Genomic DNA, 16,445 nt, shown 5'->3' with positions numbered 1-16,445 from the left:
CAACGCTCCTTTCCCGGAAGAGAAAGGTAGGGGCCCGCTGCTGCCGGTTGCGTCAATCAACCGCGCGGCCACGCTGGCGCGACGGACGCATTCGATGCATCTTGGCCATTGGGAGAAATCTAGCGTGACAGGGGGAGAAAAACTGATGCGCTGCTTTTCCGTGATTGGACCCTCGCAAACCGGCAAGACAACCATGGTGGCTAAGCTTGCCTCGCTCGAGGGCGCGCCGCGAGGCTCGACCTCTCCGTACGGACTGACCGTCACCGAGTTCGAATTTCTCGGCGAGTCCTGGTGCGCGCTTGACGCGCCCGGCGCCAACGAAGCGGTAACGGTTGCCCAGGACGTCCTTCTGGCCAGCGACGCCACCATCCTCTGCGTTTCGCCAAATCCGGACGAGGCCGTGCTGGTCGCGCCGTATCTCAAGGCCGTCGAAGCCTCGGGCACTCCCTGCATTGTTTTCGTGAACAAGATGGACGAGACGCACGGGCGCCTCGCCGAGCTGGTCTCCGCCCTGCAGGATTATTCCAACCACCCCCTGATTCTGCGCCAGATTCCGATTCGAGAGGGCGAGACCATCGTCGGCAGTTGTGACCTCATCTCCGAACGCGCCTGGCGCTATCGCGAGAATCAGCCGTCCGCGCTCGTGCAGATTCCTCAAGCCCTGATCGATCAGGAACACGAGGCGCGCGCCGAGCTTCTCGAGCATCTCTCCGAATATGACGATTGGCTGCTGGAGGAGCTGATCGAGGATCGCCAGCCACCCTCCGACGCGTTGTTCGCGCTGTCCTCCCGCGTGCTCAGGGAGAACCGTGTCATTCCGGTGCTCATCGGCGCGGCCAGCCACGGCAACGGCATGACCCGACTGATGAAGGCGCTGCGCCACGAGGCGCCGAAGGCTGGGGCATTGCGCGGGCGTCTTGCTGCGTCAGCCGGTGTCGAGGAGGGCAAGCTCACCGCTGTCAGCTTCCATGCCTATCATCGCCAGAGCGTCGGCAAGACCGTCTTCGTGCGCGCCCTTACGGATGGGCTGAAGCAGGGGGCGGCGCTCGGCGGGGCCAGCCTCGGCGCGGTGCAGGATGTCGCCAACGGCAAGCCTCTCGCCTCCGGCGAGGCGGCGACGGGCTGCGTGTTCGCCACGGTGAAATCGGATCATCTGCCGGCGCCCGCGCTGCTTTCGGTGGACCAGGTGTTCGCGGCGCCGGACTGGGCGACGCCTCCGACGCCGATGATGGAGCGCATCCTGGTGCCGGTGAACGAACGCGACGACACCAAGCTTTCCGGCATCCTCGCCAAGATCGCCGAGACCGATCACGGCTTGCAGCTGTCGCGCGACGAGGACACCGGCGCCAAGCTCGTCTGCGTGCAGGGGCCGGTGCATTTGCGCGATCTCGGCAAGACCCTCACCGAGGTCTTCCATGTCGATGTCACCGACAAGATGCCCAACGCGGCCTATCGCGAAACCATCACCAAGCCTGCGCAGGTCCATTATCGCCACAAGAAGCAGACGGGCGGCGCCGGACAGTTCGCCGACGTCCATCTCACCATCCAGCCCAACGAGCGCAACCAGGGCTTTACTTTCACGGAAGTGGTGAAGGGCGGTGCGGTGCCGCGCAACTATATTCCCTCGGTGGAGGCGGGCGCCAAGGACGCGATGGAGACCGGGCCCCTCGGCTTTCCCGTGGTCGATGTTGGCGTGACGCTGACCGATGGCCAATATCACGCCGTCGATTCCTCCGATTTCGCCTTCCGCGCAGCCGGTAAGATGGGCACCAAGCAAGGGCTCTCGGAGGCCGCGCCGGTTTTGATGCAGCCGATCTTCCGGGTGGAGATCCACCTGCCGTCGGTGTTCTCCGGAGGCCTCATTCCCATCGTCTCGTCGATCAAGGGGCAGGTGCTCGGCTTCGATCGCCATGAGAGCGCCAAGGGGTGGGACATCTTCCGCGCCCTCGTACCGGGCGGCGGGCTGGAGGATCTGGCCCATGCACTCCGCTCCGCCACCCAGGGCATCGGCTATTACATCAAGACCTTTGACCACTTCGAGGAGATGTACGGCAAGGAAGCGGACGCCGTCGTTGCCGCACAAACCGGGAAAGCCGGCTAACAAAAGTGGGCAGGGAGCGGCCGCTCGCGCTCCCTGCCCTTTGCCGCGGCCTGGTCAGGCAGCCTCGGCAGGCGCCCCGCCATCGGGCGCCATCTCACTGGCGAGCTGATCGTGGATGTTGCGCTCTTCGGCCATGGTGCAACGTCGCCGCATTCGGTCGAGCACAGGCTTGGCGGCTGCCGCGGTCTCCATCCCGGCCGGCTCGAGACCCGCTGCCATGAAATCGCAGAGCGAACGCAGACGATCGCTCGTGGCATTGAGCTCGGCGGCGATCTCGTCCTGCTGATCGAACACGCCGACGGCATCCTGCGCGAGCCGCGCGATCTGCGGTCCGACCTCGTCGAAGAGGGCCTTGGTCTCGTTCATCCTGGTTTCCACGCCGCCGAGCAGCGCGAGCGCCTCCCGGCCTCTGTTTTCGATGGCGACCACCTGCTCGGCGCCGCACTCGCACTCCTCCTCGGAAAGCTCGCGGGCGATTTCCCCAGCCTCGCCGAGGGGGCGGCAAACCTGCTCGGACAAGGCCACCATGTCTCCGGTCAGCTCGCGCAGTTGCAGCGAAATGACGCTGAGGGCGCGGCCGTCGGCCCCGAGCTTCGAGCAGCTGATGGCGGTGTTGAGACTGACGAGGCGGACCTCGTGCTCGATCTGGCGCATCATTCGCGCGCTTTCGAGAAGATCGCGAACAGTGTCCTCGACGGCATTGACCACCCGCTGGATGCCGTCGCACTCGGTGGTGCTGGCACTGAGGTTCTCGACCGTCAGGGAGACTTCGCCGTCCAAGTCTGCCAGCGGCGCGGCTCGTGTGGGTCCGGCCTGGTTCAACTTGGCCATCGCCTGGCGGAAGGCTCGCTCGAGATCGGCGGAGAGGGCGGTCAGGGTGCGGCGCGCGGCCTCTGCCTCTCCGGTGAAGTGGCGGCTTGCCGCCTCCAGTTGCCCATCCTGAATGAGAACGATGAGCTCGGCCAGCCAACGCCGGTCGGCTTCGTCTTCGGGCAACGGATCATCGCCGGCGGTTGCCGCGCCGGCTTCGAGCGCCGCGATGGTCTTCAGGGCGTCGACGACATGCTCGACGCGTTGCCGCGTGGCGTCGCCGATCTGGAGAGCGGAGACGACGTCGGACACGCGGCCGGAGAAGTCGCTCGACATCGCCCGCACCTCGCCGCCCAGAGCCAGATTGGTGTGGCGCTGGCGATCGAGGGCCTCGAGGTGGACCTCCACGCGCTCCGACAGGCCGCCGATGCTGCCGACATAGCGCTTCTCGAAGTGTTCGCTGCGCGCGTTCACCAAGGTGAGGTCCGGCAAGAGCTTGGCGTATCTCTCCTCCATCTCGTCCATGGTCGCGGCCGCCTTGCGCGAGAGGTCCATGACGTCGCTGGTGAAGACGGTGAGCTCCTCGCTGCCGTTCAGCATGGCGGCGGCGACCATGCGCGCGTTGATGGCGATGGCGCCGATCATGTTGATGGTGCGGCTGAGCTCGCTCATCGGCCCTTTGGCCTTGCCGATGGTCGAGCGGATGCGCGAAAGGATGGCCCGCTCGGCAACGAAGCCATCGAGGAACTTGCGTCCGTCCTCGCCCACCGCGCGGATCGTTCGGCAGGCCGCGGCCATCTCCTCGCTGGTGTAGGCATCCTCCAGCATCTTGAAGGCCGTGAGAATTTGGCCGAGCAGCTGGACGCAGGCCATGAGTTTCTCGCCGGTGGCCAGGAACGTCTGGTCGATGCGTCCAGCTGTCCCGGTCAGCTCCTCGGCGATGACGCTGGCGCCGGCGGGTGTGTTGGAAAGCGATTCCGCCTGCTCCCAGGAGATGGGGGATTGGTGCGTCATGAGGCCACCCGTTTGGTCGCGGGCGGGACAGCGCCGCGCAGGATTTCGTTCGCGATCTTGCCGAGCGGCACGACGAGCTTGGCGGCGCCGCGCTCCACCGCTTCCTTGGGCATGCCATAGACGATGCTCGTCGCCTCGTTCTGGGCGATGGTGTGCGCGCCCATCTGCTTCATCTCCAGAAGGCCGCGCGCGCCGTCGTCGCCCATGCCGGTCATCAAGACGCCGATCGCGTTGGGTCCGGCCGACTGGGAGGCGGAGCGGAAGAGCACGTCCACCGACGGGCGGTGGCGGCAGATGTACGGCCCGTCGACGACGTTGACGTAGTAGCGGCGTCCGTTGCGCTGGAGCAGGAGATGGCGGTTGCCCGGCGCGATTAGGGCCAGACCGGGCGTCACCGTGTCGCCGTCCATTGCCTCGCGCACCTCGATGGCGCAGAGGCCGTTGAGGCGCTTGGCGAAGGCGCCGGTGAACTTGTCGGGCATGTGCTGAACGATGACGATGCCGGGGCTGACGGCGGGCATCGCCTTGAGCACGACGGCGAGCGCGTCGGTGCCGCCGGTGGAGGCGCCGATGCAGACAACAGGCTCGGTCTCGGGCAGGGCATTGCGCAGAATGGACCGGCGCGCGTCCGTCAGCGGCGGGATGATGGCGTCGGCGAGGAGCTTGCTCTCGACCTTCATCGGAGCAGTCGGCTTGCGCTTGGGTGAGACGCTCGACTGGGCGGCCGCCTTGGCGGCGTCGCACAGGCGCATGCGGGAATCGTTGAGAAACTCCGCCGTGTCGACGCGCGGCAGCAGCACCACCTCGACGGCGCCCGCTTCCAGCGCCTCCATCATCCGCTCCGAACCTTCTTCGGTGTGGCTCGAGCAGATCACCACCGGGATCGGGCGTTGCGCCATGATCTTCTTGAGAAAGGTGATGCCGTCCATGCGCGGCATCTCCACATCCAGAAAAATGACGTCAGGGACCTCGGCCTTGATCTTCTCGGCGGCGGCGTAAGGATTGCTGGCCGTCGCCATGACCTGGATGTCGGGATCGGACGACAGGATGCTCGACAGCGTGCTGCGCACCGACGCCGAATCATCGACGATGAGAACGCGGATTTTTCGGGATGCGAGGCCGCTTGTTCTTGCTGGAGACATGATCGTCATCCCGCCCTTGTCATATTTTCTGGAACACCGAGGGTCCGATCTGGCGAACGGGCGCGCCCGCCGCGGCCATGGATTCGGAATGACCGAGTAGAAGGTAGCCCTCGGGCCGGAGATGGCTCAGCATGCGGGCGACGACCGCCTCCTGGTCGCGCTTCTCGAAGTAGATGAGCACGTTGCGCAGGAAGATGACGTCGACGTCCTGATCGACCGGATATTTGCGGTCCATGAGGTTCATCTGGCGGAAGTGAACGACGCGCCGCAGTTCCGGGACGATGCGAACCTCGTTGTGGCGCTTGCCGGTGCCACGCATCAGATAGCGCTGCTGCATCGCCTTCGGCACGGGGGCGATCATCTCCGTCGGGTAGATGGCACGGCGCGCGTTGTCGAGCATCGCCGTCGAGATGTCGGTGCCGAGAATGCAGAAGGCGAAGTCCTGGCGCTGCCGTGCCATGTCCGACAGCACCATGGCCGCCGTATAGGCCTCGGCGCCGCTGGAGCTCGCCGCGCTCCAGATCTTGAGCTTCGGGCGGAGTGTGTTCCGCTTGGCGAGGATCTCCGGCACCAGCGACCTTTCCAGGAGCTCGTAGTGGTGGGGCTCGCGGAAGAAGTCGGTCTTGTTGGTGGTGATGACGTCGATGAGCTGGGTGAGCTCGCGGTCGAGGCCGCCCTCCTCGAAGAGATAGTGGCAATAGCTCCTGAGATCGGGCCGGCCGCATTGGCGCATGCGCTTGCGCAGCCGGCCCTCCACCATCAGGCGTTTCTGCGGGGGGAGCTTGATGCCCACCTTCTCGCCGATCAGATTCGCGATGCGGCTGAAGTCGTCCGAGGTCAGTTTGGTCTGCGCGGTCTCGATTGCGACTGCATTCATGGCTCGGCTCTGGATGGAGGTCACGGGGATCAGGCGGCGGCTGTCGCGGGGGCCGCCCGCGCGATCGTGGCCAGATCGAGCCCGGCGAAGAGACCGTCGAGATCGACGACGGTGACGAAGGCGCCGTGGCGCCGGCCGACACCGGCGATGACCGTCTGCGACCAGCTGGGGCCGACGTCCGGCGGCGGCTCGAGCTTGTCGTCGTCGAGCGGCGCGACCTCGAAGACGCGGTCGGTCTTGAGAGCCAGCAGCCCTTCGCCCTTCTCACGCGGGATCGACAGGACGACGATGCGCGTGTGGTGGGTGTCCTCGACGGCCGGCATGCGCAACGTCTTGCGAAGGTCGAGGACGGCCACGGTCTGGCCGCGCAGGTCGATGATGCCAAGCACCGCCTCGGGAGACCGGGGCAGGGAGGAGATCGGCCTCAGATCGAGGATCTCCCGGACCCTTTCCACGGGCGCGGCGAATATCTCGTCCGCCACGCCGAAGGTCACGTATTGCATGTGGTCCGACATGGTGCCTCTCAGGCGGCGTCGTTGCGGGAGAATTCGTGGTCGAACTCGTCGTCGCCATTGCCCATGTCGAACTCGAAGCCGCCGGCGCCGCCCTGGCTGTGCATCTTGGCCGACATGCGCTTGAGGTCGCCGACGGAGTCGCTGGCCTGGCGTCCGCGCTGGCTGGACGCGACTCGCTTGGCGGGGCGCTTGGCGGCACGGCGCGGCTCGGATGCCGCCGGTCGACCGCCGTCCGCGTCGGTCTGGAAGAAGGACACGGCGTCCTTCAGCTGCTCGGCCTGGCCGGCCAGCTCCTGCGCGGTGGACGACATCTGCTCTGCGGCGGCGGTGTTCTGCTGCGTCACCTTGTCGAGCTGCTGGATGGCGGTGTTCACCTGCTGGCTGCCGGTCGCCTGCTCGCGGTTGGCCGCCGAGATCTCCTCTACGAGGCGGGAGGTGTTCTGGATATCGGGAACCAGCTTGGCGAGCATGTCGCCGGCCATCTGCGCGGCCTTCAACGTGTCGCCAGAGAGGCCGGAGATTTCCGTGGCCGCCGCCTGGCTGCGCTCGGCGAGCTTGCGGACCTCGGAGGCGACGACCGCAAAGCCCCGGCCATGTTCGCCGGCACGGGCCGCCTCGACCGCCGCGTTGAGGGCGAGAAGATCGGTCTGGCGGGCGATTTCCTGAACGACGTTGATTTTCTCGGCGATCGTCTGCATCGCGGTGACGGCGCGGCCGACGACGTCGCCGCTGGAGGTCGCGTCGACCGCCGAGCGCTTGGCGATCTGCTCGGTCTGAACCGCGTTGTCGGCGTTCTGCTTGATGTTGGCCGCCATCTCCTCCATGGCCGCCGATGCCTCCTCGGTGGCGGACGCCTGCTCGGTCGCACCCTGGGAGAGCTGCTCGGCGGTCGCCGACATCTCTTCGGAACCCGAGGAGACGTGATGGGCGGCGGAGGTGACGTCGCCGACGACGGAGCGCAGCTTCTTCACCATGCGGTTCTGGGTGTTCAGGAGGTCGCCGACCTCGTCGTTCGTGCGAACCTCGGCGGTGGCGCGCAGATCGCCGTTGGCGACGGCGTCCGCCAGGGCCTGCGCCTGCTTCAGACCACGGCTAAGGGAGGTGATGATCCAGAACGCGGCGCCGAACGAAACCACCAGCGAGGCGATCAGAAGGGCGAAGACGACGTTGCGGGCGAAGGAGTAGACGTTATCCGTATTGGTCTTCGCTTCGTCGAGCTGCTTCTGGTTGGTGTCGACGATTTCCGCGAGAACGGCGGCTGCCTCCTTGCGAACTGCGGCGGCTTCGCCGGTCATCAGCGCCATGGCTTCCATGTCGCGGTTGGCGCGAGACAGCGTCATGATCTCGCCGACATAGCGCTCGTAGATGGCGAGCTGATCGGTGAAGCGATTGACGAGCGCCTTGCCGGAATCGGAGACGTCGAAGACTTCCTTGGCGCTGGCCTTGATGGTGCGCAGCTCCTCGTTGGCGCTGTCCTGGAGCTTTGAGATGGTGTCCTGGTCGCTCTGTAGCACCGATTCATAGAGGGTGCGGGCGAGGCGGGCGATATGGGTGTCCATGTTCCCGGCGTTCTCGATGCGCAGAACGTTCTTCTCGACCACGACTTTGAAGGCATCGTTGAGGGAGGACAGGTTCTGGACCGCCATCAGCATGCCCAGGGCGGACATGGCGATGATCAGGAAGAACGCTGTCACCAGCTTCAGCTTCAGGGTCGCTCTCATTGTTCGTGCCTTTCTTCGGTCAGGTTCGCCGCGGCGGCGTCCCGGCCGCTCTGGGTGCGAAATATCCGTTCCATGTCGGGGATGACGACGAAGCCGTCGTCGCGTTTGCCAATGCTTCTGATGAAGGCCGGCGGCCAGCGCATGCCCACCGAGGGCACCTGCTCCATGGACGCGGCCTCGATTTCCGTCACTTCATGCACGCGGTCGGCGAGGATGCCCGTCACCATGGGCTCGTCGTCGAGGGTGAACTCCACCACGATGATCCGCGTGTCCTTGTCGGGCGGCCGGCGCTCCATCCCGAAGACGACCCGAAGGTCGGCGAGGGGAACGACGGTGCCGCGCACGTTGATCAGTCCGCCGACGAAGGCCGCCGCGTTGGGCACCCTCGTGATGGGGACAGGGTCGAGAATTTCGCGCACGCTTTCCGCCTGAACCGCGAAGATCTCGTCCTCGAGATGGAAGGTCAGGGCGTTCATGCCGTGATGTTCGATGGTCGTGCTCATGCGGCTCTCCCCATGCGATCCTGCCGGCGCCGCTCTTCCAGGGACTGGCCGAAGCCGACCAGGTGCATGACGTCGAGGATGAGGGCGACGGTGCCGTCGCCGAGAATCGTCGCGCCCGAGAAGGTCTTGACCCCCGAGTGGAGCCGCGAGAGCTGCTTGATCACCGTCTGGTTGTTGCCGATGATCTGGTCGACCACGAGCCCGACGCGGGTGGAGCCGGAGGCGACGACCACCACCTTCTGGAAGGGCTCGGGCTCTCCGGGAACGGAGAACAGCTCCCGCAGCCTAAGGAACGGAACCAGCGCGTCGCGGATGTTCATGAAGTTGCGACCGCGCGTCTCCACGCCGCCGGTCGCCGACAGCTCGACGCACTCTTCCACCGCCGCCAGCGGGATGGTGTAGCGCTCGTCGCCGACCCGCACGAGCAGACCATCGATGATGGCGAGCGTCAGGGGCAGGCGCAGCGTGACGGTCGTGCCGCGCCCCAGCTGCGTGTCGATGTCGATCGAGCCACGCAGGCCGTCGATCGTGCGCTTGACGACGTCCATCCCGACGCCTCGGCCGGACAGCGAGGTGACTTCCTTGGCGGTGGAAAAGCCCGGCTGGAAGATCATCGGATAGATGTCGCTGTCGGCCATCGGCGTGCTAGGAGCGATGAGCCCCTGTTCCTCCGCCTTGGCGCGCAGGCGGACGGCATCAAGGCCGGCGCCGTCGTCGGTGACGGCAATGGCCACCTCGGCGCCGCGATAGCTCGCCGACAGTCGAATGGTGCCGGTGGGAGACTTGCCGGACGCGCAGCGCCGCTCGGCCGGCTCGACGCCGTGGTCCACCGAATTGCGAATGAGGTGGACGAGGGGATCGGCCAACTGCTCGATGACGGTCTTATCGAGCTCTGTTTCCTCGCCCACCGTCACGAAGTCGATGGGCTTGGAAAGGTCGCGCGACAAATCGTGGACCAGGCGGCGGAAGCGGCCGAAGAGCGAGCCGATGGGCACCATGCGCGTGCTCATCGTCGTGTCGCGCAGGCTCGCCGTGAGGCGGGCGATCTCCTCGGCGACGGCGCCCAGCGCGGGCTCGCGGCTCTGGGCGGCGAGTTCATTGAGCCGCGCCTGGGCAATCACCAGCTCGCCGACCCGGTCCATCAGCTCGTCGAGACGCTCGGCCGAGACGCGCAGCGAGGTCGCGGCGCGCTCGTTCGCGGCGGTCTGCTTCTCGGGCTTCTTCGCTGCGGGCGTCGGCGCTGATTCCGAGGCGGCGGTTTCGGGCGCGGGCGCCTTCTCCTCCGTCTCCGGCACGACCGGGCTCAGCGGCTCGATGGCGAGGTCCATGTCGTCGCGGATGAACAGGAAGACGTCTTCGATCGCCTCAAGGGCCACCGGCCCGTCGAGTGTGACCTCCCAGGTGATGTAGGAGGCGGAGGGCTCGATCGCCTCGAGCGACGGCACGGCAGCCATGGCGGCGCGAACCTTGGCCGGCGCGAGTCCGCGCAGCTCGTCGAGGAGAAGAAGCGGATTGGTGCCGAGGACCAGCGCATCGGCGGGCAGGGCAAAGCGAACCGTCCAGCCGCGTGTTTCGCTGGCCGGTGCTCCCGCGGGGGTGGACGCGGCGGACTGGCAGGGCGTTGCGCCCGACGGCGCCGCGCCGCTCACCGCCGCGCGCAGATTGGCGAGAATCTCCTGCCCGCGCGCGGGATCGTCGCCACCGGCGACGAGGTCGGCGACATGATCCTGCGCCTTGAGGGCCGCGGACACCAGAGGCTTGGAAGCCTCGGCCTCGCCCTTGCGCACGCGGTCGAAGGCGGTTTCGAAATCGTGCAGGAACTCGGCGACGGCCGTGAAGCCGAACATGGCGCCCGAACCCTTCAGCGTGTGAAGGGCGCGGAAGGCACGCGCCACGAGGTCCTTGTCGTCGGGACGCTGTTCGAGGTCGAGGAGGGTCTGTTCAAGCGTTTCCAGAAGCTCCTGCGCTTCCTGGCGAAACGTCTCGATAGGGTCGATGCCGCTCATTCGCCCGCCACCTTGCGCACGACCGAGAGAAGCTGCTCCGGCCGGAAAGGCTTCACCATCCAGCCGGTCGCGCCCGCTGCCTTGGCCTCCGCCTTGATGCCGCCGTCCGACTCCGTGGAAAGGAAGACGATCGGCACGCCGGCGCTGGCTGGGCTGGCGCGGTAGCGCTTGATGAAGGTGAGCCCGTCCATGTTCGGCATGTTGAGATCGGTGATGACGGCGTCGAGGCGGTTGGCTCCCGCCTTCGACAGGGCGTCGGCGCCGTCGCAGGCCTCGATGGTGCGGTAGCCGGCCTGCGCCAGGGTCAGGCTGACCATCTGCCGCACGGAAGCCGAATCGTCGACGACGAGGATCGTCTTGCTCATTGGGCGTATCCTTCTTCTTTGCTCGCTTGGCAGCTCAGTCCGATCCAGAAGCCGTCGCGGCGCTGGAGGCATCCGTCCAAGGGCTGGTCGAGGCCGGCGCGCTTCAGCACCTGATCGAGGACGCCGCCCTCGGGTGCCTCGATCGCGATTGCGCATCCCGATGCCTCAGCCGTTTTGATGCTTGCCACCAAAAGCTGCACGATGCTCAGGTCCATAGCCTCGACGTCGCCGGTGCGAACGCGAATGTTTCGGCCCGCGACGAGCGCCTGCTTCAGTTCTTCCGCAACGCGTGGTGCGTCTCTGAGCGATAGTTGTCCCGCGAGAGCGTAGTCTTCTGCATTGTTCTGTGCAGGCTGATTATATATTTCCTGCATGGCAGACGATTCCCTCTCCAATAAGTCTGGAGCACCATGGATATTCCTGACAGGTTGCGGATGAGTTACCTGTTTCTGCTTTTGGGTGTATTGAATATATCAATCAGGAATACAGTATAAGTGGAATAAGATATGTCGCGCTTTCTATTTTCGGGCGGTCAAGGCGCGCGCTTTCCCAGAAAATCAGGGCGGTGCGGGATCAACCAAAGGTCGAGGGACCGTCGCCGACCCTCGCGGCCGCCCGCTCGCATGGATCGTTTCCCCGCAAGCTTTCGTTCACCTTGAAGCGTGATGGCGAGAGTCCTGGGCAGAGGCAGGCGCCCAGCTCCGGTTGCGACCGGTCGGAAATGATTTCCTGGCTGACTTTAACCAGTTGAAAGAATCCAGCCGGTCGTTCTGCATGATCATCTCTTCACGGAGATCAGGATATGACCCTTATCGAACTCAAAAGCGGCATGCAGGGCGACACAGGCGGAATCGACCCGGCCTCCGCGGCCGGCGCGCCCCTGACCCGGTCGCTCCTGTCGATCGCGAAATCGACGCGGGCATTGTTTGCGCTGCTCCTCACGGATGCGGGGCTCCATCCAGGCCAGGACCAGCTCCTTTGCGAGCTCGATCGTAACGAACCGATCAGTGTCTCCAAGCTCGCGGACCGGCTGGCCGTGAGGCCCTCGACCGTCTCGAAAATGCTGGATCGCCTGATCGAGAAGGATATGGTCGCGCGAGAGGCGAGCGATAGTGACGGTCGGCGCACCATGGTGGTTCTGACCTCCCGGGGCGAGGTCGCCAAGCATACGGTGCTGGCGATCTGGAGCCGCGTCGAGACGGAGCTGAGGGAGGCTCTGGACGGGGAGGATCGCGACGCCCTTGTTGGGGCAATCGATCAGTTTGACGGAATCCTGACCAAGAAGCTGCGGCGCCTGAGGTGAGCGAGGGCGCCATTGTGGATCCTCGCGGTGACCGAGCCGGGGACGATCCTCAAGGCGTACCGCTTCTCGCCGATGACTTGCTCGGGGCGCCGGCGCCCGACCTTGACGCGAATTTCCTTGGTGGGAGCCGCGAGTCCGTCTAGGCAGATGCTCTCGGTAGCCCTATTATTACGGCTGTCCTCCTTTCAGAGTGAAGCCGCCTCGTGTCCATGCCTGTTCTTCCTTCGCGTCGACCAGTTTCTTTTACTCGTCGCTCCACCTTGCAGCTCGGCCTCGGCGCCGCCCTTGCGACGGTGTGGGCCGGTCGCGCCCTGGCCCAGGATAGCCCGCAGGCCCCCGCGCCGGCGATCGATCTTCAGAATTTCGACTTCGAGGCTCTGTCCTCGGCAATGCGTGCCAAGGCCGGCCAAGCCTATGTCGAGCAGCCCTCGCAGCTGCCGCAGGTTCTGCTAGACCTGACCTATGACGAACACCGCATGGTGCGCTTCCGGCCGGATCATGCGCTTTGGCGCGATCAGCCGGTGAGCTTTCAGCTTCAGGCGTTCTATCCGGGCTCCTACTTCAAGGACACGGCGCGCATCTTTGTCGGCGACGGCAAGGTGTTCCAGGAGCAGCACTTCACCGGCGCCGATTTCGAGTACCGGGCACCGCTGGATCCTTCGACCTTCCAGGGAATCGATCTTCCTGGTGTCGCGGGCTTCCGCCTCCACTACCCGCTTCAGCGCCCCGACGTCTTCGACGAGCTGGTGACGTTCCTTGGCGCGAGCTACTTTCGTGCCCTGGGTTCGGGGACGCGCTACGGTCTCTCGGCTCGCGGCCTCGCGATCAACACGGCAACCTCGGACTCCGAGGAATTTCCCCGCTTCACGACCTTCTATATCGTCAGGCCCAAGGCTGGCGATAATCAGATCCAGATCTACGCGGAGATGGACAGTCCGAGCGTTACGGGCGCCTTCGCCTTTACCCTCGTGCCGGGCGAACAGACCATCGTGGACGTGACGGCACGCCTCTACTTCCGGGCGGAGGTGCAGCGTTTGGGCGTCGCGCCGCTGACGTCCATGTTCTTCTTCGGCGAGCATGACCATGGCGCGCGGGACGATTTCCGGCCCGAGGTGCATGACAGCGATGGCCTCGTCATCTATCGCGCCAATGGCGAGCGGCTTTGGCGCCCGGTGCGCAATCCGGCCGAGCTCGCCCTGTCTCATCTCGCCGAGGTTTCACCGCGCGGCTTCGGTCTCATCCAACGCGACCGCGACTTTTCCCATTATGAGGATCTCGAGGCGCGCTACGATCTGAGGCCGTCGCTGATGATCGAGCCGCTCAGCGACTGGGGCAGCGGCGCGATCGAGCTGGTCGAGATTCCCAGCGCCAACGAGGCGAACGACAATATCGTCGCCTTCTGGGTGCCCGAGGACAAGCCGAAGGCGGGAAGCTCCTACGAGTTCCGCTACCGGATGCGCTGGGGCCTCGAGGTCGAGACCTTTGATCGTCTGGCGCATGTTTCCGATACCTTCGCGGGTGCGGGGGGCAATGCCGTCGACGAGCCGCAGCCAAACTTCCGCCGCTTTGCTATTAACTTTAGGGGCGGAACCGTCGCCAATCTGCCGGACGGCGTGGCACCTGAGCCGATCGTGGAAGTGTCCGAGAAGGCGCGCGTTAACCACGTGGCGCTAGATCGTCTGCCGGACGGAGGTTGGCGCCTTGCAATCGAACTCGAACGGACTGAATCCGGCCCGGTCGAAATTCGTGCGAAACTTTCGATGATGCAGCGCATTGTAAGCGAGACATTCCTCTATCAGTGGACAGGATCGGTATGACGCAGGCTGCTGCAATCTCGAAGAATGCCGTCAGTTCTCCCTCGTCAAAGTTTGTTCCCATGCGTGCTTCTCTTGATCGCCCGACTGCGGGCTTGATTGTTGGACGTCCTGATTTGTCGGACGAAGTCGTCCTCGAGGCCCTGGCGGCGAGGCTGGAGATGGACGGACGCGATCCGGCGGATGCTCCGGCGCTGATGTCGTCGGCCAGAGGTGGCGACGCCAAGGCTGTCGCGCTGCTGCGTGGTGTCGTGCTGCCCGCCCCCCGGGCCAGTCTCCCGATGCCGGTTCAGCAGCTCGTGCGCGAAAAGCGCGAGCGTTTCCTGCCCTTTGGGCGTCTCGCCCTGCGGCGGCGGTAAGCTGGCTCCTCGGTCGCGGCGGCGCTCCGCTTTGCTGGCCGGGGGCCTGGCCAGGGTAGGGGACCCGGTTCGAACGTGATCACGATACGACGACTCGTGTTTGCTGGAACGGCGGCGTTGCTCGCCCTTCTGGCCGCTATGCTTTTTGCCACCGTCATCACGGTTAATGGTCTGACGTGGCTCCATGTCGTGCAGATCGGGTTGCTGGCGATCTGCTGCTTCTGGCTGGCCTGGGGCTTCAATACGGCGATGGCCGGCTTGTTCACGGCCGGGCCTCGGCGCGCGCCGAGGCCCGTCTCGGCGTGGCGCGGCCTCTCGCGCACGGCCATTCTCGTCCCGGTCTACAACGAGGACGCGGTCGCGGTTTTCGCCCGCGTCGCCGCGATGATCGAGGGCTTGCGTGCGATCGGCGCGCTCGATCAGTTCGACGTTCACGTGCTGAGCGATTCCACCCGGCAGGAATGTCGCGATGCGGAGCAGCTCTGGGCGCGCCGCCTTTCGGCCGAGCTCGGCGTCGCCGCTCATCTCTACTATCGCAACCGCACGAACAATATCGGGCGCAAGGCCGGCAACATCGCCGACTTCGTCACCAACAATGGTGGCGCGTACGAGTACATGCTGGTGCTCGACGCAGACAGCCTGATGCGCCCCGAGACGATGGTGGAGATGGTGGCGCGCATGGAACGCGAGCCGGAGCTGGCTCTTCTCCAGACGCTGCCGCTGATCATCGGCCGCAAGACGCTGTTCGGGCGGGCGCTGCAGTTTTCGGCGGCGCTTTATTCGCCCATCTTCTCGCGCGGCATCGCCTGGCTCCAAGGCCGCGAGGGCCCGTTCTGGGGCCACAACGCCATCATCCGCACGCGTGCCTTCGCGGCGAGCTGCGGTCTGCCGAAGCTGCCGGGCAAGGCGCCCTTCGGCGGCGACATTCTCAGCCACGACTTCGTGGAGGCCGCGCTTCTGGCGCGAGCTGGCTACAAGGTCAGGGTCGATCCCGATCTCGACGGCTCCTACGAGGAAGCGCCAGCGAACCTCATCGAATATGCCAAGCGGGACCGCCGCTGGTGCCAGGGCAACATTCAGCACGGCCGCCTCATCGGCGCCCCGCGCCTCAGAACCTGGAGCCGCATCGCGCTGGTTCAGGGCATCATGGCCTATGCCGCCTCGCCCCTCTGGCTGTTCTTCATCGTCTTCAGCCTGCTTGATCCGATCCTGGCGCCGGCGCCCAACTATTTCCCCGCGGACTCGCTGTTCCCGGTGTTTCCGCGCCCGGAGACAGGAAAGGCGCTCCTGCTGCTCGTCGGCATCGGCGTTCTTCTTCTCCTGCCCAAGACGCTGATCGCCTTCGGCAATGCGTTCTCGCGCCACCGCTTCAAGTTCGGCGGTTTCATCACGGTTCTCGCCAGCGCGACGGCGGAGCTTCTCACCACCTCGATCCTGGCACCGGTGATGATGATGTTCCAGTCGAAGGCCGTGTTTGAGATCCTCGTGGGTGCGGACGGTGGCTGGCCTGCCACCGAACGCGAGGACGGCAGTCTTCCGCTTTCCACCGCCCTGCGCAGCAGCTGGTGGATGGTGGCAGCCGGCACCGCTCTGCTCTACGCCACCTATGTCTTCGCGCCGGACCTTTTTCTCTGGGTCTGCCCCATCGCAGTCCCCCTGGTCATTTCACCGCTCTTGATCAGTTTTTCGGGCGATCCGGAAATTGGTGAACGAATCCGCGCGACCGGCGTTTTCGCTACGCCGTTCGAGCTTCATCCTGAAGAGGTGATCCGCGCGACGGCGAAATGGCGCCGGCGTCTGATCTCTTTGGAAGCCACGACGTCGTCTCGAGAAGGGGCTTCCATCTCGTTGGGAATGGCCTGAGTTCAAGATGCCGACGACCCTTAGCTCCGCGCCTTTGGCGCCACAGACATTT

General features: G+C 65.4%; 14 protein-coding genes. 5 read left to right on the top strand and 9 right to left on the bottom strand.

Annotation, left to right across the window (positions count from 1 at the left end):
- The first annotated feature begins 145 nt into the window (after positions 1-145).
- Positions 146-2,101 (top strand): elongation factor G, encoded by a 1,956-nt coding sequence (locus B5D38_RS09515; protein ID WP_078708163.1) that lies wholly within the window; start codon positions 146-148, stop codon positions 2,099-2,101.
- A gap of 54 nt (positions 2,102-2,155) precedes the next feature.
- On the opposite strand, the gene B5D38_RS09510 is transcribed toward B5D38_RS09515, so the two are convergent.
- Genes B5D38_RS09510 through B5D38_RS09470 form a run of 9 tightly spaced genes read right to left on the bottom strand, consistent with a single transcriptional unit; the run spans position 2,156 to position 11,428 of the window.
- A complete protein-coding gene (locus B5D38_RS09510) occupies positions 2,156-3,925 on the bottom strand; it encodes a methyl-accepting chemotaxis protein (RefSeq protein ID WP_078708162.1) in 1,770 nt (589 codons plus the stop codon).
- Positions 3,922-5,067 carry a protein-glutamate methylesterase/protein-glutamine glutaminase gene (locus tag B5D38_RS09505; RefSeq protein ID WP_078708252.1) on the bottom strand — a complete coding sequence of 382 codons (1,146 nt, stop codon included), beginning with the start codon at positions 5,065-5,067 and terminating at the stop codon, positions 3,922-3,924. The genes B5D38_RS09510 and B5D38_RS09505 overlap by 4 nt, the downstream gene beginning before the upstream one ends.
- Before the next feature lie 19 nt (positions 5,068-5,086).
- Positions 5,087-5,944 carry a CheR family methyltransferase gene (locus B5D38_RS09500; protein WP_078708161.1) on the bottom strand — a complete coding sequence of 286 codons (858 nt, stop codon included), beginning with the start codon at positions 5,942-5,944 and terminating at the stop codon, positions 5,087-5,089.
- A 29-nt stretch (positions 5,945-5,973) separates the two neighbouring features.
- A complete protein-coding gene (locus B5D38_RS09495) occupies positions 5,974-6,459 on the bottom strand; it encodes a chemotaxis protein CheW (RefSeq protein WP_078708160.1) in 486 nt (161 codons plus the stop codon).
- 8 nt (positions 6,460-6,467) lie between these two features.
- The gene (locus tag B5D38_RS09490) at positions 6,468-8,180 is read right to left on the bottom strand and encodes a methyl-accepting chemotaxis protein (RefSeq protein ID WP_078708159.1); all 1,713 of its coding nucleotides are present in this window, start codon (positions 8,178-8,180) and stop codon (positions 6,468-6,470) included.
- The gene (locus B5D38_RS09485; protein ID WP_245319000.1) at positions 8,177-8,683 is read right to left on the bottom strand and encodes a chemotaxis protein CheW; all 507 of its coding nucleotides are present in this window, start codon (positions 8,681-8,683) and stop codon (positions 8,177-8,179) included. The genes B5D38_RS09490 and B5D38_RS09485 overlap by 4 nt, the downstream gene beginning before the upstream one ends.
- Positions 8,680-10,689 carry a chemotaxis protein CheA gene (locus tag B5D38_RS09480; protein ID WP_078708158.1) on the bottom strand — a complete coding sequence of 670 codons (2,010 nt, stop codon included), beginning with the start codon at positions 10,687-10,689 and terminating at the stop codon, positions 8,680-8,682. The genes B5D38_RS09485 and B5D38_RS09480 overlap by 4 nt, the downstream gene beginning before the upstream one ends.
- Positions 10,686-11,054 carry a response regulator gene (locus tag B5D38_RS09475; protein ID WP_078708157.1) on the bottom strand — a complete coding sequence of 123 codons (369 nt, stop codon included), beginning with the start codon at positions 11,052-11,054 and terminating at the stop codon, positions 10,686-10,688. The genes B5D38_RS09480 and B5D38_RS09475 overlap by 4 nt, the downstream gene beginning before the upstream one ends.
- Positions 11,051-11,428, bottom strand: a complete 378-nt coding sequence (locus B5D38_RS09470) for an STAS domain-containing protein (RefSeq protein WP_078708156.1) — start codon at positions 11,426-11,428, stop codon at positions 11,051-11,053. The genes B5D38_RS09475 and B5D38_RS09470 overlap by 4 nt, the downstream gene beginning before the upstream one ends.
- A 428-nt stretch (positions 11,429-11,856) precedes the next feature.
- Between B5D38_RS09470 and B5D38_RS09465 the strand changes: the two genes are divergently transcribed.
- The 4 genes from B5D38_RS09465 to mdoH all read left to right on the top strand — a co-directional run bounded on the left by B5D38_RS09465 (position 11,857) and on the right by mdoH (position 16,393).
- Positions 11,857-12,357 carry a MarR family winged helix-turn-helix transcriptional regulator gene (locus tag B5D38_RS09465; RefSeq protein ID WP_245318997.1) on the top strand — a complete coding sequence of 167 codons (501 nt, stop codon included), beginning with the start codon at positions 11,857-11,859 and terminating at the stop codon, positions 12,355-12,357.
- A 260-nt stretch (positions 12,358-12,617) separates the two neighbouring features.
- Positions 12,618-14,174, top strand: coding sequence for an OpgD/OpgG family glucan biosynthesis protein (locus tag B5D38_RS09460; RefSeq protein ID WP_245318994.1), 1,557 nt, complete (start codon positions 12,618-12,620; stop codon positions 14,172-14,174).
- Positions 14,175-14,287: 113 nt separating this feature from the next.
- Complete coding sequence (locus B5D38_RS09455) at positions 14,288-14,530, top strand: hypothetical protein (RefSeq protein ID WP_078708154.1); 243 nt, start codon at positions 14,288-14,290, stop codon at positions 14,528-14,530.
- 75 nt (positions 14,531-14,605) lie between these two features.
- Positions 14,606-16,393, top strand: coding sequence for a glucans biosynthesis glucosyltransferase MdoH (mdoH, locus tag B5D38_RS09450; protein ID WP_280949379.1), 1,788 nt, complete (start codon positions 14,606-14,608; stop codon positions 16,391-16,393).
- Positions 16,394-16,445 lie beyond the last annotated feature (52 nt).

It is taken from the genome of Consotaella salsifontis (assembly GCF_900167365.1).
In the GTDB taxonomy this organism is placed as follows: domain Bacteria; phylum Pseudomonadota; class Alphaproteobacteria; order Rhizobiales; family Rhizobiaceae; genus Consotaella; species Consotaella salsifontis.
This window is presented reverse-complemented; position numbering and strand designations above follow the sequence as displayed.